Annotated in this window: 9 protein-coding genes; 7 read left to right on the plus strand and 2 right to left on the minus strand. The window is 64.2% G+C overall.

What is annotated here, in order from left to right:
- Nucleotides 1-623, minus strand: a 623-nt coding sequence (gene murI / locus ACTHNR_RS09870) for a glutamate racemase (protein WP_440547409.1), incomplete at its 3' end; no start/stop codon positions are given.
- Between the two features lie 211 nt (nt 624-834).
- On the opposite strand from murI, the gene ACTHNR_RS09875 reads away from it, so the two are divergent.
- Nucleotides 835-1,812, plus strand: a complete 978-nt coding sequence (locus ACTHNR_RS09875) for a chromate resistance protein ChrB domain-containing protein (protein ID WP_440547410.1) — start codon at nt 835-837, stop codon at nt 1,810-1,812.
- Nucleotides 1,809-2,993 carry a chromate transporter gene (locus ACTHNR_RS09880; protein ID WP_440547411.1) on the plus strand — a complete coding sequence of 395 codons (1,185 nt, stop codon included), beginning with the start codon at nt 1,809-1,811 and terminating at the stop codon, nt 2,991-2,993. The genes ACTHNR_RS09875 and ACTHNR_RS09880 overlap by 4 nt, the downstream gene beginning before the upstream one ends.
- A gap of 467 nt (nt 2,994-3,460) precedes the next feature.
- Here the strand turns inward: ACTHNR_RS09880 and ACTHNR_RS09885 are convergent, their stop codons facing one another.
- Complete coding sequence (locus ACTHNR_RS09885) at nt 3,461-4,951, minus strand: alanine/glycine:cation symporter family protein (protein ID WP_440547412.1); 1,491 nt, start codon at nt 4,949-4,951, stop codon at nt 3,461-3,463.
- 565 nt (nt 4,952-5,516) lie between these two features.
- Here ACTHNR_RS09885 and ACTHNR_RS09890 point away from each other — a divergent pair.
- The 5 genes from ACTHNR_RS09890 to ACTHNR_RS09910 all read left to right on the plus strand — a co-directional run.
- Nucleotides 5,517-6,053, plus strand: coding sequence for a VOC family protein (locus tag ACTHNR_RS09890; protein ID WP_440547413.1), 537 nt, complete (start codon nt 5,517-5,519; stop codon nt 6,051-6,053).
- Nucleotides 6,054-6,184: 131 nt separating this feature from the next.
- Nucleotides 6,185-7,450, plus strand: coding sequence for a PLP-dependent aminotransferase family protein (locus tag ACTHNR_RS09895; protein ID WP_440547417.1), 1,266 nt, complete (start codon nt 6,185-6,187; stop codon nt 7,448-7,450).
- Nucleotides 7,451-7,521: 71 nt separating this feature from the next.
- Entirely contained in the window at nt 7,522-8,118 is a 597-nt protein-coding gene (locus tag ACTHNR_RS09900; protein WP_440547414.1) for an anthranilate synthase component II, read from the plus strand.
- 25 nt (nt 8,119-8,143) lie between these two features.
- Nucleotides 8,144-9,637, plus strand: coding sequence for an aminodeoxychorismate synthase component I (pabB, locus tag ACTHNR_RS09905; RefSeq protein ID WP_440547415.1), 1,494 nt, complete (start codon nt 8,144-8,146; stop codon nt 9,635-9,637).
- Nucleotides 9,638-9,753: 116 nt separating this feature from the next.
- Nucleotides 9,754-21,260, plus strand: an 11,507-nt coding sequence (locus ACTHNR_RS09910) for an amino acid adenylation domain-containing protein (protein WP_440547416.1), incomplete at its 3' end; no start/stop codon positions are given.

The following is a 21,260-nucleotide window of genomic DNA, read 5'->3' on the forward strand; positions in this document are numbered from 1 at the left end:
GTCTCGATCAACGTGAGCCGATCGCCGAAAATACGCCGCACCGCAGCCTGAAGCAGCGCGTAATGCGTCGATCCGAGAATGACCGTATCGGCGCCGGCGCTCACCATCGGCGTCAAATAGCGTGTCAGCAGATCGCCGACGATCTCCCCGTCCCGCTTGCCTTGCTCGATCTGTTCGACGAGCCCATGTCCGGCTTGGCAAATGAAGCGGCACCGTCCCTCGTGCTGCGCGATCAGCGCTTTGAGCCTTTCGCTTCTGAGCGTGGCCGCCGTGGCGAGGACCCCCACGACGCCGCTGGCCGTGGCGAATGCCGCGGGCTTGATCCCAGGTTCGACGCCTACGATCGGCACCGCCAGCGTCTCGCGCAGATGCGCGATGGCATGCGTCGTCGCCGTATTGCATGCGACGACGATCATCTTCGCGCCACGCTCGACCAGCCAGTCGGCAATGGCCTTGCTGCGCTGCCGGATGAATGCATCGGACTTTTCGCCATACGGGGCGTATCCAGAATCGGCGATGTAGATCATCGATTCGCGCGGCAGCCGCGCGCGCATCGCATCGAGCACGGATAAGCCGCCCAGCCCGGAGTCGAACACGCCGATCGGCGCATCGTGGGTCGTCATGTCGATTTCGCGTGAAACGTTGGAGGGCGCACGCGCAAACGGCGCTGGCGCAACGGCGGTACGACTAGCACGCCGCGATCGACGAGATCATACACAGAAGCGGGGAGTGCCGTTCGGCGAGGGCCCCGCAACGGCGCGGACCTGCGACCTGCTCGATCTGAGGCATAAAGTTAACTTGTAGTAAGATCTACATCGTCGTAGCATAGTCGACATGAAATCATTGTCGACTTGGTCGCTACTCGTGCTGACGCTGCCCACTGAAAACGCGACCGCGCGCATGCGCATCTACCGGTCCCTGAAGGCGAAGGGCTGTGCGGTCCTGCGCGACGGCGTCTACCTACTGCCCTACAACCAGGTGCACGAGGACGCGCTGCGTGAGGTTGCAAGCGCCATAGCGGAAAGCGGCGGCGCCGCGCATCTGTTGCGAGCGCCAAGTCTCGACACAGCCCAAGAAGAAGAATTCAGAACCCTGTTCGACCGGGAAGGGGATTACGCCGTATTCATGGGCTCGCTGGCCGAGGCGCGCAAAACCGTGTCGGGGCAGTCGGCCGCCGAGCTGACGCGCCTGTTGCGGCGCCTGCGCAAGGGCTACGATGCGATCGAAGCCATCGACTATTTCCCCGACGATGCCGCGACGCGGGCGAAGGCGGCCTGGCAAGACTTCGTCGCGCTTGTCGATACGGTGCTTTCACCGGGCGAGCCGCATGCCTCGGAGCGCGTCATCCGTCGGCTTCAACGCGAGGACTACCAGGGCCGCACGTGGGCTACGCGCAGGAGGATCTGGGTCGATCGCGCGGCAAGCGCCTGGCTCATTCGTCGCTTCATCGATACGCATGCGCGTTTCCTTTGGCTGGCGTCGCCCGATGCATGTCCCGACGATGCGCTGGGTTTCGACTTCGACGGCGCGGCATTCACCCACGTGGACGAACGAGTGACCTTCGAGGTCCTCCTTGCAAGCTTCGATCTGGAAAGCGATCCGGCGCTGCGGCGGCTCGGCGCAATCGTGCATGCGCTCGATATAGGCGGGCCGGCCGCATCGGAGGCTGCCGGGTTCGAAGCCGTGGTGGCGGGCATGCGGCAGCACATCGAAAACGACGATCGATTGCTCGAGCAGGTGAGCCCGGTGCTGGACGCGCTCTATACGCAGTTCACGGCAAACGCGAAGGAAGACTCGAGGAGACGTTCGTGAGCATCGTCACTGCTGCCGCGCCCGCTTATTCATTGGGTCAACTCGTCCGCTACATGCTGCGTCTCGGCACGCTCGGCTTCGGCGGGCCGGTTGCGCTTGCCGGTTATATGCGTCGCGACCTCGTCGAACGGCTCGGATGGATCACCGAGTCGGACTACAAGGAAGGCCTCACGCTAGCGCAACTCGCGCCGGGGCCGATGGCCGCGCAACTGGCGATCTACCTCGGCTTCGTTCACTACCGGATATGGGGCGCCACGCTCGTTGGCGTCGCGTTCGTCTTGCCGTCGTTTCTCATGGTTGTGGCCCTCGGCTGGGCCTACGCCCACTTCGGCGGACTTTCATGGATGCAAGCGGTGTTTTATGGCGTGGGCGCCGCGGTAGTCGGCATCATCGCCACGAGCGCGCACAAGCTCACCACGAAGACGGTCGGCAAAGACAAGCTGCTATGGGCGATCTATCTGACGCTCGCCATCGTCACCTTTGCGACTGAGTCGGAAATTGCATGGCTCTTCATTGCCGGCGGGGTAGTGGGGTGGCTGTGGCGCGCTCCGCCCAAGTGGTTGCACAAGGGGGGCGTCAATGCCCTGGCGGCGGCGCATCTGCCGGCCGCAAGCGGCATCGCCGCGGGCTTCGACTGGCCGCTGCTTGCGCAGATCGGCGTGTTTTTCGCGAAGGCCGGCGCGTTCGTCTTCGGCTCCGGACTTGCCATCGTGCCGTTTCTTTACGGCGGCGTCGTGACCGATCATCACTGGCTGAACGACAAGCAGTTCGTCGATGCCGTCGCGGTGGCGATGATCACGCCAGGGCCGGTCGTCATCACCGTTGGCTTCATCGGTTATCTCGTCGCGGGGCTGCCGGGCGCCGCCGTCGCCGCGCTGGGCACCTTTTTGCCGTGCTATCTGTTCACCGTGATCCCCGCGCCGTACTTCAAGAAGTACGGCCATCTGCCGGGTGTCAAGGCATTCGTCGACGGCATCACCGCCGCGGCGGTCGGCGCTATTACGGGTTCGGTGATCGTGATCGCTCGGCGTTCGATCGTCGATGTGCCGACGCTTGCCATCGGCCTCGTGACCATCGCGCTGCTATGGCGCTTCAAGAAACTTCAGGAACCGGTTATCGTGGCTGCCGCGGCCCTCCTAGGACTCATTGTTTATCCCCTCATTCATTTGCATGGCAGCTGAGCGTACGCGTTTAGGTCCGGACTAGACATGCGTGATATGCGCACTCGGTGTTGAACGGCGCACTGTTATATATGAAGAAGCCGTATGCCAAGAAAAGCAAGGCACCAATGCAAACTCACAGCGACTAGGACGTATCGGGCAACGGTAGCCGCCTTTTCGATGTTTGGCCTCGCTATTCTTTCCCATCCTTGCCGATCTCGTCCTCAATCAATCGAAAGTACGCGAAATTGCCAGTTCGGCCAGGGACATGGAAGAGGCGAATAGCCTCTGCACTTCGATGCGCGTAACAGAGCGGCCCTTGAAGGATTTCACTACCATGCCTCTCAACGATCTCGTGCGCGTAGGCGATCCGTCGGTACGGAGCACCTAGCGACCGACTCGACAGCAACCCCGGTGCAGTAGGCAAGCTCACCGGGGTTTTCGCGCAACCGGCGCGCCACGATTTCTGCGCGGCACCGGTCTCGCGCTTACGACGCGACTCGCTCTCCTTCGACGTCTGGCAGCTCGCGCGTCGCCCGCGCACAGCGCGGCACCGGACCGTGCTCGCCCCAGACGTCGGACGCGAGCACCTTGTCGAGCGCGGGAATCGTTTTGCGCGTGAACACCGGCTCGGCGACGCCGGCCGCGCGCTGCTTCCGATAGTCGTCCCATGCTGCGCGAGCGTACTTGCCGAGCGCGAGGATCGCGATCAGGTTGATGAGCGCCATCAGCCCCATGCTCGTATCGGCCATCGCCCACACGAGCGGCAATTTCCCGACGCTGCCGAACATCACCATCCCCAGCACGGCGAGCCGGAAGATCACGACCGCACGGCGCTGCTTCGTAATGAATTCGACGTTGCCTTCCGCATACGCGTAGTTGCCGATCACCGACGAAAACGCCAGGAAGAAAATCGCCACCGCCATGTACATGCCGCCCCAGTCGCCGACGAAGCTCGAAATCGCGCGCTGCGTCAGCGCGCCGCCCTCCATACCGGTGCCGATCTCGTACTGGCCGGACAGCAGAATCATGAAAGCGGTCGCGGTGCAGATCACGAATGTGTCGACGAACACGCCGAGCATCTGGATCAGCCCTTGCGTCACCGGATGGCGCGTGCTCGCCGTCGCAGCCGCGTTCGGCGCGCTGCCCATCCCCGCTTCGTTCGAGAAAAGACCACGCTTGACGCCGACCGCGGCTGCCTGGCTCACCGCGTAGCCGGTCAAGCCGCCGGCCGCGGGCCCGAAACCGAACGCGCTTGTGACGATCAGCGAGATCACGTCGGACAGCATCGTCGCATGCGTGGCCACCGCGTACGCGGCCAACGCCACATAGCCGGTCGCCATGAGCGGCACGATCACCTGCGCAACGCGGGCGATCCGGCGAATCCCGCCGAAGATGATCGGCGCGGCCAATGCGACGAGGCCGACACCCACCCCCGCCCGGCTCCAGCCGAACGACGTGTGGAGTGCCTCGGCGATCGAATTGGCCTGGACGGCATTGAAGACGAACCCGAACGCGAGGATCAGCGACAGCGAGAACAGCACGCCGAAACCGCGCGAGCGCAGGCCGGTACGGATGTAGTAGGCGGGGCCGCCGCGGTAGGTGCCGTCATGATGCGACACCTTGAAGATCTGTGCGAGCGTCGCCTCGACGAACGCGGACGACATCCCGAGGAGCGCCGTCACCCACATCCAGAAGATCGCGCCCGGCCCGCCGACCGTCAGCGCCACGGCAACGCCTACGATATTGCCCGTGCCGACGCGGCTCGCGAGGCCGGTCGCGAACGCCTGAAACGACGTGATGCTGCCCGGCTCGCCTTTGCTGCCGACCGTTCGGATGCCGAGCGGCAGCGCGCGCAGCTGGATCAGCCCAAAACGCAGCGTGAACCACGCTCCCGCGCCAAACAGCAGCGCAATCAGCACGTAGTTCCAGAGAATGCCGTTAATGCCATCGATCAACGCATGCACGAATGCTTCCATCAGTAGGCCTCATGTTAGGGGTTCCGATCGTCCCTCGGCCGGCCATCGCGCCGGTCGGGGGACGCCATGATAGACCACTTTGACTCTAACCTTACATAATTGAAAGGTAACGTACGCGCCCGCCGATTTGCAAGTCGAATCGATTGAGCGAGCGTCGGCGCCGCCTCCAATCGGATATTGCTGTCGTCTTTTGATTTTAGCTTTACCAGAAATCATGCGACTTGTAAGTTTTTCCGCTTGAAACGTCATAAAGAAACAAATACCTTAGCGCGCTCGAAGTGTAAAAAAGCATATAAATCCAACACACTAATAATTTTCGTTGTACTATGCGCTCCGTCTTGCGGATGCTTGGGATATCAAGCGGTGTGCTTGCGAGGTACCGCTTAATTGCCGCAGTGTTTGGGCAAGCCTTCCATTCAATGGAATACCGCGTCGGTCGGCTTACAAAGCAACGACGACCTTAATATTCAAACTATTTGAATATTTGGAAAGACGCGGTCGCCCCGCCGCCGCTATACATGCGGAGAAGCGGGCCGCTAATCGTCCCTACCAAGGAGAGCGACGAATGGCTGCAGAAGGGCATGTGCTGTCATGTTTCGCCAACGATAACGAGTCCGAAGCACCGGTTCTCCAATACCGCTCCATCGATCACGTTGCGCTTGCGGTTGTCGATCTGGAGTCGGCGGTTCACCTTTTCACGTCCGTTCTCGGTTTCACGCTCGTCAGGCGCCGTACCGTGCAAGGCGCCCGTACGGGCATGCTGGCGGCCGAGCTGGAGAGCGGAGCGATGAAGTTCGTTCTGTGCCAAGGTACCGAACCCCAGTCTCAAATCTCGCGCCTTGTCGAGGCCAACGGCCCGGGCGTCGCTCACATCGCGCTCGAAGTGGACGACGTGGCGCGCACGGTCGACGAGCTGACCGCTCGCGGCATGCGCTTCGACACCTCGGTCATCCGGGGCCCCGGTCTCACGCAGGCTTTCACATCCCGCGATCCGAATACAGGCTTGAGCTTCGAGCTCATTAAACGCACGGGCGAGGACGGGTTCGTCGACAGCAATATTCAATCGCTGTTCGATCAGCTCGAGCAATCCAATTCATACTGACTGCATTGTACGAATAACGCGCCGGACGCTTTTCATTGAATGGTCGGAGTCACGAGACCGTGAATAACGGTGCTCGCGCGCGGGCGCGGCTTGTCGAAACAAACGTCGAAAGGAGTGAGCCCTTGGCTGAAATGCTTGCCGAGTCGTCGCGCTTATCCGTCATGAATTTCCTGAACGAAGCGGCGAATCAATACCCGAATGCTATTTCATTTGCTTCCGGCCGGCCGGCGGAATCGTATTTTTCGCTCGAACGCTGGCTGACTGCAATTTCCGCATTTCAAGAGCACGCGGCGATGTCGGCCGGACACACGCTCTTGCAGGCGGGCAGACGAATCGCGCAATACGGGCCGACGGCCGGCGTCATCAATGCGTTGATCGCGCGACAACTGCGAATCGATGAACGGATCGAATGCGAAGCGGAGCAGATCATCGTGACGGCGGGCTGCCAAGAAGCCTTGTCGTTGGCCGTTCCGGCGCTGTGCCGAGCGCCGGGCGAAGTCATGCTCGCCCGGAATCCGACTTATATCGGGATGACGGGCGCGGCGGATTTCGCCGGGGTCGAGATCGTACCGGTGGAAGTCCGCACGGGCGAAACATGGGAGCAGGCACTCGGCCGCATCGCGGCGGAGCTTCGCCGCACGGGCAAAACGCCACGCGGGTTCTATCTGACGCCGGATTTCGACAATCCGACGGGGACCGTTCTGACCGAAGCGGAGCGGCGCTCGATCGTTGCCGGGTGCGCCGAACACCGCATCGTCGTGCTGGAAGACAACCCGTACGGAATGTTCCGCTTCGAAGGCGACGCACCGCCGCGGATGGCGGCGCTCGACGACGTGGGCTGCGTCATCTATCTGGCCACCTATTCGAAAACGCTCTGTCCCGCCGTACGCGTCGGCGCCGCCGTCGTGCCCAAGCGCCTCTTCGGCAGCGCCGCAGCGTCGGAGCGTCTTCGCGCGGAGCTGTCGGAGCGCAAGAGCTTCGTGACCGTGAACACGAGTCAAGTGACGCAAGCGCTGGTCGGCGGCGTGTTGTTGACCGAAGGGTGCACGCTGGCTGGCCTTGTACAAGCCCCGCGCTCGCACTACCGACGCAACCGCGACGCGCTGCTCGACGCGCTCGATGGAGCGTTCGGCGGGCGCGAGGACATAGCATGGAATCGGCCTGAGGGAGGCTTCTTTTTGCGCCTGTCGCTGCCCTTCGAGTTCGGTCGGCAAGAAACGGCCGAGTGCGCGCGCGAGCAAGGCGTGATCGTCATGCCCATGACTTTCTTTTCGCTCGACTCCACGCGACGGCACGAGGTGCGACTCGCCTTCAGCAACGCCGAGCCGGCCGAGATCGAAGCGGGCGTGCAGCGCTTGGCTCGATACGTGGAGCAAACGTCGCCTCGTGCCCGCTGACCCACCTCGATGCGGGTGCGGGACCGAGGCCTTTTCCGTCAACGGTTTGCGTTCATTACGTGTGCACCGATATGTGCAAGACACTGATCATCGATAACTTCGACTCGTTCACCTACAACATCTTTCAGCACATGGGGCAGGTGTGCGGGATCGAACCCACCGTCGTTTTGAATACCACGCCGATCGAACAGATCGACTTCGACCGTTACGACTGCGTCATCGTTTCGCCCGGGCCCGGCACGCCCGCCGTGAGCGCGGATGTCGGCATCAGCGCGCGCGTCATCCGCGACACGCAGCTGCCGTTGTTGGGCGTGTGCCTCGGTCATCAATGCATGGCGCACGAATATGGCATGGACATCGTGCTGGCGCCGGAGCCGATGCACGGCCGGGTCAGCGTCATTCGGCACGACGGCCGCGGCGTCTTCCTCGGTCTGCCTTCGCAATTGCCGGTCGTGCGTTACCACTCGCTCGTCGTGAAAGAAGTCAAGGGCCCCTTCGAACTCACCGCATGGGGCGAGGACGGGGTGATTCACGGCATTCGCCATCGAACCCGGCCGCTGCACGGCGTGCAGTTTCACCCGGAATCGATCTGCACCGAATCGGGCTTGGACTTGTTCCGCAACTTTCGCGACCTCGCGCTGGCGCACAAGCGGCTGCGCGCCGCTTGAGCCTGGCGCATAGCAGGAGTCGACGATGAATCCTTTGAAATTGGAAGTGGTCACGCTGGATGGGTGCGGCGATGCCGCGGCCGTCTTCGTCCGGCTTTTCGCGGCTTCGCGCGGGGCTTTCCTGCTCGAAAGCAGCCTGGTCGTGCCCGGCTTCTCGCGGTTTTCGTTCATGGGCGACGCGCATGGGCGATACGGCGCATGCGTGACCTACGAGGTCCGCACGCAAACGGCGACGGTTCGCTCGGGTGATGCGACCCGCTCGCTGCGGGTGTCGAACATCTTCGAATTCATCGCCTCGGAATTGGCGCAGCGCCAGGTGCACTGCGACGCCGACTTGCCGTTCGGTTTCGATCTCGGCTGTGCGGGCGTACTTGGCTATGAAGTGAAGGCGGAAACCATCGGCGCGCACCCTCATGCGTCGACGGTGGCCGACGCGGCCTTCGTGTTCGCGACGCGTATGGTCGTGCTCGATCATCTTGAACAAAAGACCTACCTGCTGCATCTCGTCGATGACGCAGTCTCGTGCGATGCGGTACGTGCATGGTTCGATCATGCCCAGAGCGCGGTCGCCGCTGCGTGCGGCGAGCTTCGATCGTCCGAAGCGAGGGGCGGACTAGGCACGGCAACCGTCCCCTCGCGACGCAAGCTCACGTTAGCTGAAGTGGAGGGCTGGATCGCCGAAAACGCGCGGATTCGCCACGACCGCTCGACCTACATCGGCAAGATAGGCGAGGCCCTGAGCGAAATCGTCCAAGGCGAAAGCTATGAGATTTGCCTGACGAATCAGATCAGTTTTCCGTTTCGCTACGCGCCCTTCGACCTCTACCGCGCCATGCGCCGCCTTACGCCTGCGCCGCACGCGGCCTATTTCGACAGCGGCGAGTTTTCGCTCGTCAGCGCCTCGCCCGAGCGCTTTCTCAGCGTGGACCGCTCGCGCGTGGCGGAAGCCAAGCCGATCAAGGGGACTCGCCCGCGCGGGCGCACCGACGAGGACGATGCGGCGCTCGTGCGCGAACTCCGCACGAGCGAGAAAGACCGCGCCGAGAACCTCATGATCGTCGATTTGCTGCGCAACGACTTAGGGCAGGTGTGCGAAACCGGTTCGGTCCATGTGCCGAAGCTGTTCGATGTGGAGACGTATTCGCATGTGCATCAGCTCGTATCGACCGTGCGCGGCACGTTGAAGCCCGGCGTATCGGCCGTCGACTGCATTCGCGCGACGTTCCCGGGCGGCTCGATGACGGGCGCGCCGAAAAAACGCACGATGGAAATCATCGATCGCTTGGAAGAGGGCGCGCGCGGCATCTACTCCGGCGCGCTCGGCTGGTTCGGGTTGTCCGGCGCTTGCGACTTCAGCATCGTGATTCGCTCGGTCACCATCAGCGACGGCGTGGCTCACCTCGGCGTTGGAGGGGCGATCACCGCACTTTCCGATCCGGCCGAGGAGTTCGACGAGACGATCGTCAAGGCGCGCGGGGTGGTCGAAGCGGTCGAGCATTTGCGCTCCGGCCTGCGATAGTCGCGCGACTCGCGGCACGCGAACGTTCGTCCGCACTTACCTATTCCCGCAACCGATCAGCCACCGAAAGCGCGGCTCGCACAGTCGAACCGGCGAGGCGGTACGAGGTAACTCGCATGATAGGCACTCCTGCCCACGCAAAACGTTTCCCCTTGACGAGCGCCCAACGCGAAGTCTGGCTCGACCAGCTCGTCCACGGCGACGCACCGGTCTACAAGATCGGCGGCTACGTGCGGATCGACGGCCCCGTCGACGCTGCATTGTTCGAACGCGCCGTCAACCTGCTGGTGGAAAAGCACGATGCGCTGCGCGCCGTGCTGGCGCCGGCCGATGAGACCGACGACACGCCGACACAGGCGATCGCCGCTTCGCTGCCCGTGCTCGTGCCGTTGCATGACTTCTCGAATGCCGACGACCCGCAAGCTGCCGCGCTGGCGTATGCCCGGCGACAGCTCGCGCAGCCGTTCCCGCTGAACGGTTCCGATCCGCTCTTTCGGTTCGAGTTGCTCAAGCTGAACGGCGCGCGCTACTTCTTTACGCTCGATTTTCACCATCTCATCGTCGACGGATGGGGGATCGGCCTGCTCGTCGATTCGCTGTGCGGTATTTATACGGCGTTGACCGCAGGGGCTGAACCGACGACGCTCGCGCCGTCATACGAGGAATTCGCGGCGCACGATCAGGCCTACCGCGAATCGCCCGCGTTCGAGCGCCAACGCGCCTACTGGCTCGAAAAGTACGATTCGCCGCCTGATCCCTTGTTCCCGCCGCGCTATCGAGAGCGCTACGGTTACGGCGCCTCTCCGAGCGGTCACCATGCGCTGCGGATGACTCGCGGCTTTTTCGAGCGCATCGCGCGATTCGCACGTCAGAGGGAATCCACGCCGTTTCACGTCATCCTGGCCCTGCTGCACGTCTACTACGCACGCACGCTGCAAAGAGACGAAATCGTCGTCGGTGTGCCGATCCTGAATCGGCCCAACGCACGCCTGAAGCAGATGGTCGGCATGTGCGCCGGCGTGGCGGCTGTGCGGTTGCCGTTCGATGACGCGGTTTCGTTCGATGCGCTGCTGCAAACGATCGGCCGCACGCTCAAGCAGGACTTTCGTCATCAGCGTTTCCCGTTGAGCGAACTCAATCGCGAGCTGGGTCTATTGAAGTCGCAGCGCGCGCAGCTGTTCGACCTCTCCGTCTCGTATGAGCGCGACGACTACGACCTCAGGATGGGGGAGGGCCGCGCTCGCATTTTCATGTTGTCGAGCGGCTATGAACAGACGCCGCTCATGGTGCACATTCGCGAAAATCCGTTCGACGACGAGGCATGGATCCATCTGATGTACAACCGGGCTTGGTTCGACGACGCCGAGATCGAAGCGACGGGCCAGCGGTTGCTCGTCGTGCTCGATCAGGTACTCGACGATCCGCTCCAGCCTGTTGGACAGCTCGCGCTCACCACGCCGAGCGAGCGGCAAACCCTGGCGCGTTGGAGCCAAGCGAAGGCCTCATACGATTCGAACCAAACGATTCATGGCCGATTCGAAGAAGTGGCGGCTCTCACACCCGATGCGGTAGCGCTGACGTTCGGCCATCGTTCGCTCACCTATGGGCAATTGAATGCACGTGCAAACCGCCTCGCCCGGCGCTTGACGCGCATCGGGATTCGGGCGGACGACAGGGTGGCGATTTGCGCGGAGCGCGGGATCGAGATGATCGTCGGCCTGCTGGCGATCCTCAAGGCGGGCGGGGCGTACGTGCCGCTCGATCCCTCGTATCCCGCCGAACGCCTTGCATGGATGCTGGAAGATAGCGCCCCCGTGGCGACGCTCCTTCAAGCGGGCGTGCAAGCATGCATCGAACCGGGCGCCGCGCCGATCGTTTCCTTCGATAGTGAAAACGAGGCCGATGAGCTCGACGATGAAGGGTCGAACGTTCGACTGGGCGACCCTAGCCCCGAACGCCTGGCTTACGTGATCTACACCTCGGGTTCTACAGGACGTCCCAAGGGCGTGATGATCGAGCATCGGAACGTGATGCGGCTCTTTGCGGCGACCGACGCTTGGTTCGGATTCGGCCGCAACGACGTCTGGGCGCTGTTCCACTCGTTCGCCTTCGATTTTTCCGTTTGGGAGATCTGGGGCGCGCTGCTGCACGGCGGCCGGCTCGTCATCGTCCCGTACCTCACGAGCCGCTCGCCGCGCGAATGCCACGCGCTGCTTTGCGCCGAAGGCGTGACCGTGCTGAATCAAACGCCGAGTGCGTTTCGGCAATTGATCGCCGCCCAAGGCGAGGCCGACGCTTGCCCGCACCGGCTGCGCACTGTCATCTTCGGCGGCGAAGCGCTCGAATTATCGATTTTGGCGCCGTGGTTCGAGCGTGCCGTCAATAAGGACGTGCGCCTCGTCAACATGTATGGGATCACGGAAACGACGGTCCATGTGACGTATCGGCCCATCCGCGCGTCGGACCTCCTCGATCGCGAGCATGCAAGCGTGAACGCCGTGGGCGAGCCGATACCGGATCTCAGCGTGCACGTGCTCGACGCGCGCATGCAGCCGGTTCCGATCGGCGTCGAGGGCGAGCTATACGTCGGGGGCGCGGGCCTCGCGCGCGGATATCTGAACCGGCCGGAGCTGACGCAAGCGCGGTTCGTTCGCGATCCGTTCAGCGAGGATGACGCCGCGCGGCTCTATCGGAGCGGCGACGTGGGCCGCTGGTTGCCGAACGGCGAGCTCGAATACCTCGGGCGAAACGACGAGCAAGTCAAGGTGCGCGGCTTTCGCATCGAGCTTGGCGAAATCGAAGCCGCGTTGGCCGATGCGGACGGCATCGCCGAAGCGGTGGTGGTCGCACGGGAGGACGGCCAGGGCGACAAACGGCTCGTCGCCTACTACATGGGCTCGCCGCGGGATGCCGCAACGCTGCGCGCGCATATGCTCGCCCGCATGCCGGAGTACATGCTTCCGAGCGCGTATGTACGGCTCGATCGGTTTCCGCTCACGCCGAACGGCAAGCTCGATCGCCGCGCGCTGCCCGCGCCGGGCGGTAAGTTGCAGGAGGGGCGAGCCTACGAGGCGCCTCAAGGGTTCGTCGAAACCCAGCTGGCGCTGATCTGGGCGGAGGTGCTCGATGTCGAGCGTGTCGGCCGCCACGATCACTTTTTCGAATTGGGCGGACACTCGCTGCTCGCGGTCAAGGTGATCGAGCGCATGCGTCGCCTCGGCATGCAGGCCGACGTCAAGGTGCTGTTCAACCAGCCGACGCTCGAAGCGCTGGCCGCGGCCGCGGCCGGTTCGACGCCGCCCGCCGATGCCCCGGAGAACCGGATCGCCAAAGGCTGCGCGCGCATTACGCCCGACATGCTGCCGCTCGTCGCGCTGGATCAAGCCGCGATCGATCGCATCGTTTCGCAGGCGCCCGGCGGCATCGGCAACATCCAGGACATCTACCCGCTCGCACCGCTGCAGCAGGGGATTCTCTACCACCATGTATCCGCGTCCGAAGGCGACCCCTACATCATGCAGGTGTTGCTCGGCGTCGATAGCCGCGCACGCCTGGATGCGCTGATCGACGCCTTGCAGACGGTGGTCGAGCGGCACGATGTGTTTCGGACGATCGTCCTGTGGGAAGGACTCGACGAGCCCGTGCAGGTCGTGTTGCGCGAGGCGCGACTCCATACGCAAGAGGTGGCGCTCGACGCCGATATCGTCGATGTCGCGGCGCACATGCAAGCGCAATTCGATCCGCGGCACATTCGGCTCGACTTGAAGCGTGCGCCGCTGATGAAGATTGCCTACGCGCCCACGCATGACGAAGGTCGGTGGGTGGCCGTGCTGCTGTTCCATCATCTCGTTGACGATGCGACCTCGCTCAGGCTGCTGCGCCGCGAGGTGGCGCGGATCATGCGCGGCGAGGGCAATCGGCTGCCGGAGCAGTTGGCCTATCGCCGCTACGTCGCACAGACGCTCGCCAGTCGGAGCGATTCCAGCGATTCCAGCGATGAAGGCCACGAAGCGTTTTTCCGCGAGATGCTCGGGAGCGTGACGGAGCCCACGCTACCCTACGGCATCGCCGACGTGCATGGCGACGGTCGCGGCATCGCCGAGGCCAAGCACGATGTCTCGCCGGCGCTGAGCGCGCGTATACGCAGGCGGGCGCAGCGCCTGGGCGTCAGCGTCGCGACGCTCTATCACCTCGCCTGGGCGCGGGTGGTGGGCGCCCTATGCGGACGAGAGGACGTCGTCTTCGGCACGGTGCTGATGGGCCGGTTGCTGTCAGGCGGCGACGTGGACCGGGCGATGGGCATGTTCATCAATACGCTGCCCGTGCGGATCAACGTGGGCGCGTTGTCCGTGCGCGATGCGGTCATGGCCACGCATCGGCGGCTCAGCGCGTTGCTCTCGCACGAGCATGCAACGCTCGTGCTGGCCCAGCGATGCAGCGGCGTTGCCGCGCCTTTGCCGCTCTTTAACGCCTTGTTGAACTTCCGTCACGGCGATGCGGATGCGCAACACTCCGAGGCACGGCTGGACTGGGACGGGATCGACATCCTCGATTTCGTGGAGAGAACGAACTACCCGCTCATGCTCGCGGTCGACGACACCGGCGAGGCCTTTTCGCTGACGGTCCAAGCGATCGCCGGAATCGACGCGGGCCGCGTGACCCGATACGTCGCGCGCGCCATCGAGGGCATCGTCGACGCACTCGAACAGGCGCCGCATCAATCGGTGAATGCATTGGCGTTCCTGCCCGAGGCCGAGCGCCATGAAGTGCTGGAAACGTTCAACGCGACCGCCACGGCGTATCCGGCCGGCGAGACGGTGCATGGCTTGTTCGAGCAGCAAGCGGCGCGCACGCCGGAGGCGGTAGCCTTGATCTACGAGGGGAGGGACTACCGATATGGCGAACTCGATGCGCGCGCCGCGGCGCTCGCGCATCGCCTGGTCGAACGGGGCGTATTGCCCGACACGCACGTGGCGATCTGCGTCGAGCGCAGCCCCGAAATGGTCATCGGTCTACTCGCAATCTTGAAAGCGGGCGGCGCCTACGTGCCGCTCGATCCGGGCTACCCGGCCGAACGCCTGCGGTACATGCTGGCCGATAGCGCGCCGATCGTCCTCCTGGTGCACGAAGCCACGGCAGGCCTCTTCCGCGGCGACGATCTCGACGGCGTTCAAACGGTCGACATCGGCCCATTCGCGAACGTGGACGCGCATGCGGCGCCGAATGCATTCGCCGGACCCGCGCTGACCTTGCCGCGCGCCGAGCCGAATCATCTGGCTTATGTCATCTACACCTCGGGCTCGACCGGCCAGCCGAAAGGCGTCATGAACGAGCATCATGCCGTCGTCAATCGCCTGCGGTGGATGCGCGATGCGTTAGCGGTGACCGAGCACGATGCGGTCTTGCAGAAGACGCCGTTCAGCTTCGACGTGTCGGTGTGGGAGTTCTTCTTGCCTTTGATGACGGGCGCGCGGTTGGTGCTCGCTCGCGCCGGGGGCCACAAGGATCCGTTCTATCTGAGCGAACTGATCGAACGCGAGCGGGTCACCATGGCGCATTTCGTGCCGTCGATGCTGCAGGCTTTCGTCGACCATGCGCGGCGTGCGCAGTGCGCTAGCCTCAAGCGCGTCATATGCAGCGGCGAGGCGTTGCCTGGCCACCTGCTTCGAAGATTCGACGAGGCGTTCCACACCAGTACGCTGTATAACCTGTACGGCCCGACCGAGGCGGCCGTCGACGTCACGGCCTGGGCGGCATCGGGCGCCGAGCTCGATGCCGCGACCGACAATCCGCCTATCGGCAAGCCCATTGCGAACACGCGCATCTACATCCTCGATGCGAACGGCCAACCTGCGCCGATTGGTGTCCCCGGCGAAATTCATATCGGGGGGGCGCAGGTCGCGCGAGGCTACCTCAATCGCCCGGCGCTGACGGCGGAAAAATTCGTCGACGATCCGTTTTCGTCGGCGCCCGCGGCGCGCATGTATCGGACCGGCGACCTGGGACGCTGGCTGCCCGACGGCAACATCGAATACTTGGGCCGCGACGACGATCAGATCAAGCTGCGCGGCTTTCGCATCGAACTCGGGGAAATCGAAGCGAAACTATCGGAGATCGTCGGCGTGCGCGAAGCCGTCGTGCTCGCGCGTGAAGACGAGCCCGGCGACAAGCGGCTCGTGGCCTATGTCACGGGAGAGGCCGTCGATATCGACGCGCTGCGTCGGCACGCGGCCGCGCAACTGCCCGACTATATGGCGCCGGCGGCCTACGTGCCGCTCGCTGCATTGCCGTTGACGCCGAACGGCAAGCTCGACCGCAAGGCATTGCCTGCACCCGAGCGCACAGCCTATAGCCGAAACCGATACGAGAGCCCGCGCGAAGGCACGGAGCAAACGCTCGCGGCGATTTGGGCTTCGCTGCTCAAAGTCGAACGGGTGGGCCGTCGCGACAATTTCTTCGAGCTAGGCGGTCACTCGCTACTGATGATGGGGCTGATCGAACGGATGCGCCGCGTCGAACTGCGCGCCGATATTCGCCTGCTGTTTTCCGCGCCTACGCTCGCCGAACTCGCGGCGTGCGTGGAACGCAGCGAAGGCGCCCCGGCCCTTCCTCCAAACCTGATACCCGCGGCGGCAAGGCAAATCACGCCGCCCATGCTGACGTTGGTCAGCCTCGATCAGCGTGCGGTCGATATCATCGTGAGCACGGTGCGCGGCGGGGCCGAGAACGTACAGGACATCTATCCGCTGGCGCCGCTTCAGCAAGGGATTCTCTACCATCATCTGTCGACGGCGCACGGCGATCCCTACGTCCTTCACGGCATGTTCGGGTTCGACCGCCGAGAAAGGGTGGACGCGTTTCTGGCGGCGTTCGCGCGCGTCATCGCGCGGCACGACGCGCTTCGCACGAGCATCGTCTGGGAGGGACTCGACGAGCCCGTACAAGTCGTGTGGCGCGATGCAAAGCTACAGGTCGAGGAAGTGACGCTCGATGCGGACGAGGACGATGCGGCTCGAGCGCTGCGCACGCGCTTCGACACCCGCCGAACGCGACTCGATTTGCACCGGCCTCCGTTGATGCGGTTCGTCTTCGCTTACGACGCCGGTGGGGAGCGGTGGCTCGGCATGCTCTTGTTCCACCACCTCGCGCTAGACCACGCCGCGCTCGATATCGTTCGGCACGAGGTGCAAGCCTTCCTGCTGGATCCCGATGCGGTTTTGCCCGAGCCGATGCCCTATCGCGCCTATGTCGCCCGAAGTCGGCAGGGCGTGAGCCAAGCGGCGCATGAAGCCTTTTTCTCCGACATGCTGCGCGACATCGACGAACCGACGCTGCCTTACGGCCGAGGCGAGGTGCAGGGCGACGGCGGTGCAGTCCATGAGCACACCGAAGCCATATCGCCATCGTTGAGCGCGCGCCTGATCGCCCAGGCGCGTGCGTACGACGTCAGCGCCGCCGGGGTGCTGCACACCGTGTGGGGCGCCGTGTTGTCCGGTTTGGCGGGGGGACAGGAGGAGGTCGTATTCGGCACCGTCCTGCTGGGCCGGTTCGAGCGGGCCGAAGAAGCGAGCCGCACTGTCGGGCTGTTCATCAACACGCTGCCGCTGCGCGTGAGCGTCGGTGCGCTCGACGTGTCCGCGACGATCAAGGCGACGGCCGCTCGGCTCGCGGTATTGTTGCAGCACGAGCACGCCTCGCTCGCGCTCGCGCAACGATGCAGCGGCGTGGCGGCGCCGGCGCCGCTGTTCGGCGCACTGCTCAATTACCGTCACAGCGATGCCTCGATGACGGCCACGGGCGCCCGCGAGACGTGGAGCGGCGTGGAAACGATCGGCTCGCACGAGCGTACGAACTACCCGCTCGTGCTGTCGGTCGATGATTTCGGCGGCGAATTCTCGATGACGGTGCAGGCGATCGAGGGGATCGACGCGCAGCGCGTCGCGGGCTATGTGTTGCAAGCGCTGGAAAGCGTGGTCGACGCGCTCGAACACACGCCGCACACTCCGATGCATTCGCTGACCATTGTGCCCGCGCGTGAACGGCGCCAGTTGCTCGAAACGTTCAACGCCACCGCAGTCGCTTATCCAGCCGGCGACACCGTCCATGCGCTGTTCGAGCGCCAAGCGGCACGAACGCCCGACGCCATAGCGATCGTGCAAGGCAACGAGCAGTACAGTTATCGAACGCTCGACGCCCGTGCCGATGCGCTCGCACACCGTCTCATCGCATTGGGGGCTGTGCCCGATACGCGAGTGGCCGTTTGCGTCGAACGAAGTTTCGACATGATCGTGGCATTGCTTGCGGTCTTGAAAGCGGGCGCGGCCTATGTGCCGTTGGATCCGAGCTACCCGCCCGAGCGGTTGCGCTACCTGCTCGAGGACAGCGCGCCCGTTGCGTTGTTGCTACACGAGGCGACGTCGGCGCTATTCGATGGCGCGTCGGCGCCGACCGTCGACGTAGGCGAATGTCAGCCGAATCGCGGCAGGCCCGTTGCTCCGGTCGAAGCGGAACATCTCGCGTACGTCATTTACACCTCGGGCTCAACAGGGCAGCCCAAGGGCGTGATGGTCGAGCACCGCCACCTCGTCAATCTCGTGCGCTGGCACTGCGACGCGTTCTCGCTCGCGCCGGCCCAACGCACGACGGCCATGGCCGGCGTGGGTTTCGATGCGGCCGCATGGGAGATTTGGCCCGCGCTTTGCAGCGGTGCGTCGCTGCTGTTGCCGCCAGCCTCGGCGGCGCGCGATCCCGAACGGCTGCTGGCATGGTGGCACGCGCAGGAGGTCGACGTCGGCTTCCTCGTGACACCGCTCGCCGAACTGGCCTACGCGACCGAGCGCGCCAACGCGCATGCACGCGCGGTGCTGATCGGCGGCGACCGGTTGACGCGCTGGCCAGAAGGCATGGGGCGCAACCAAGCGCTAGTGAACAACTACGGCCCGACCGAAGCGGCCGTCGTCGCAACCTCGGGTGCGTTGCATGCCGACGATGCGACATTGCACATCGGCAAGCCGATCGCGAACGTGCGCATCTACATTCTCGATCGAAGAGGTCGGCCCGCGCCGATCGGCGTGCCCGGCGAGATCCATATCGGCGGGGCGCAAGTCGCGCGAGGCTACTTGAACCGCCCGCAGCTGACGGCGGAAAAATTCGTGCGCGACCCGTTCGACACGGACCCGACCTCGCGGATGTACCGCACGGGCGATCTCGGCCGATGGCTACCCGACGGCAACATCGAATACCTGGGGCGCAACGACGATCAGGTGAAGATTCGCGGGGTTCGTATCGAACCCGCGGAGATCGAAGCCGTTTTGTCTTCCGTGGACGGGATTCGATCGGTCGCCGTCATTGCGAGAGCGAACCCCTCCGGCGAAAAGCTGCTCGTGGCGTACTACACGTGTTCGCCGGGTTCCGCCGCGGGCGACCTCCGTGATGTCGACGGCATGAGCGACGCTTCCGACATGACCGCCGCGCTAAGGGCGGCCGCCGCGCGCGATCTACCTGCACATATGGCGCCGGCTGCATTCGTGCGCATGGAGTCGTTGCCGCTGACAGCAAACGGAAAGCTCGACCGCAAGGGGCTGCCGGCGCCCGATGCGAGCGCGCCGCGCACGCATGACCCTATCGCTCCGATCAACGAGACGGAACACACCGTGGCGCGAATATGGGCCGAGTTGCTCGGCGTCGAGCGCGTTGGCCGCGACGAGAACTTCTTCGAACTCGGCGGACATTCGCTGCTTGCGGTGCGGCTGGTCGAACGCATGCGCCGCGCGGGCTTGAAAGCCGACGTTCAAACGTTGTTCGCGATGCCGACCGTCGCGGCGCTCGCACGCGCCGCCACCAAGACGACTAGCGCCGCCGTGCCGCCGAACTTGATCCCCCGCGGCGCACGCTGTCTAACGCCCGACATGCTGACGCTCGTCGATTTGAGCGAAGACGAGATCGAATCGATCGTGGCCGGCGTGCCGGGTGGGGCGCCCAACGTGCAGGACATCTATCCGTTGGCCGCGCTGCAAGAAGGCGTTCTCTACCACCATCTCGCATCGGATCGCGGCGACGCATACCTGCTGCGCAGCCGCGTGTCGTTCGACAGTCGCTCGGCTTTGGATCGCTTCATCGCGGCCCTTCAGGCCTGCGTGGAGCGGCACGACGTCCTGCGCACGGCGATCGTCTGGGAAGGGCTGCGCGAGCCCGTGCAAGTCGTGCTTCGCGCCGCCGAACTTCCGGTATGGGAAGCCCCGATCGACCCAAGCCTTGGCGACGCGTATGCGCAACTGTCGCAACGCTTCGACCCGCGCCACTATCGGCTCGATATTCGGCGGGCGCCGCTCATGCAGGCGCACATCGCGCACGACGCGGCAAGCGGGCGTTGGCTGCTGGTTCTGCTGTTCCATCACATCGTGCTCGATCACACGGGCATCGACGTGCTGCTGCAGGACGTGCAGGCTCATCTGCAGGGACGATGGCATACGTTGCCGGCGCCAGCGTCGTTCCGCGCATACATTGCGCAAACGCGCGCGCGGCTCACCGAACGCGAGCATGAGTCGTTCTTCAAGCAGATGCTGGCCGATGTCGATGAACCGACACTGCCATATGGGCTCGTCGACGTTCGAGAGGGCGGCGACACGATCGCACAAGCGCGGTATGAAATCGACACGGCGCTATCGCATCGTCTGCGCGCGCTGTCCAGAGGCATGGGCGTCAGTGCCGCGAGCCTCTTTCATCTGGCCTGGGCTCACGTTCTGGGTAAGTTGTCGGGCCGTGAAGACGTCGTCTTCGGGACGGTGCTGCTGGGGCGCTGGCAAGCCGCCGAAGGCGCGGAGCGGGCGCTCGGCCTCTTCATCAACACCCTGCCGATTCGTGTACGCGTGGGCGCGCTCGGGTCGCGCGACGCTTTGCTGGCGACCCACGGAACACTGTCAGGGTTGCTCGGTCACGAACATGCGCCATTGGCGCTCGCTCAGCGGTGCAGCAGCATAGCCGCGCCGACACCGCTGTTCAGCGCGTTGCTGAACTTCCGTCACAGCGCGCCGCGACCGGCCGGAGCCGCGAACGATGCCGACGGATGGAAAGGCATCGAGATCTTGGACGGGGAGGAGCGCACCAACTACCCGTGCGCGCTGAGCGTCGACGACCTTGGCGACGGGTTTTCGCTCACGGCCCAAATCGACGATCGGTTCGAGGCCGCGCGCGTTTGCGAGTATGTGAATCAAACGCTGCGCAGCCTCGCCGATGCCCTCGAGCATGCGCCCGATACGCCCGTCCATCGACTACCCATGCTCCCGCCCGAGGAGCGGCGGCGTTTGTTGGAAACGTGGAACGATACGGACCGTCCGTTCCCCGGCGAGGCTGCGGTGCCGGCATTGTTCGAAGCGCATGTGCTACGGTCTCCCGACGCCCCTGCCATCGTGGATCGCGGCGACACGATCACCTATGCGCAATTGAACGCGCGCGCGAACGCCGTTGCCCGGCGCCTGCTTCTCGCCGGGGTGCAGCGGGGCGAACGCATCGGCGTGCTGCTCGATCGATCTGCCGCGCTCATCGTCGCGGAACTGGCGATTCTGAAGTGCGGTGCGACGTACGTGCCGCTCGATTCGAACGCCCCGGCGCAACGTCAGGCTTA

Origin of the sequence: Trinickia sp. (genome assembly GCF_051954495.1) — a bacterium.
In the GTDB taxonomy this organism is placed as follows: Bacteria; Pseudomonadota; Gammaproteobacteria; order Burkholderiales; family Burkholderiaceae; genus Trinickia.